This window comes from Bradyrhizobium sp. 14AA (assembly GCF_054185205.1).
This window is the reverse complement of record NZ_JAVAYM010000198.1, coordinates 1-435: the sequence shown is the minus strand read 5'-3', so window position 1 is coordinate 435 and position 435 is coordinate 1. Positions and strand designations below refer to the sequence as shown.

Below are 435 nucleotides of genomic sequence, written 5' to 3'. Positions count from 1 at the left end.
CGCTCCGCGGGCATCCGCGCTTTCCCGAGGCAGCGACATGTCTCGTCGATGGGCTCGTGTCGCTCTACAGCTATGATCGCCGGCTGCGGTCACTGATCGAATATGATCGCGCGGTCACCTTCATGCTCATCGTGTGCCTCGCCGCGGGCGAGCAAAGCGACCGGCCGGAAACCTGGCTGACCATGAAACGGCTCAACGCCTTCCTGCCGCGTCTGTGCGTCGAGCCGGGCCGCCGGATCAACGACCTCGTCACCAGCCTGCAGGATCAGGATTTCCTGACCACGCGCCGGTCGCCGTTCGACACGCGCGAACGCATCCTGCAGCCGACCGGGAAGATGCTTATCGCGGATCGCGAATGGCTGCAGATATTCCACGCACCGCTCGCTCTGTTGTATCCCGACGACGATTATCATGGCGCGATGCGGCAGGACCCGA

The 435-nt window shown here is 63.9% G+C and carries 1 pseudogene; it reads left to right on the top strand.

Annotated elements, in window-relative coordinates:
* Positions 1–56: 56 nt before the first annotated feature.
* A pseudogene (locus RAD15_RS43990) lies at positions 57–435 on the top strand (hypothetical protein); the annotation flags it as partial.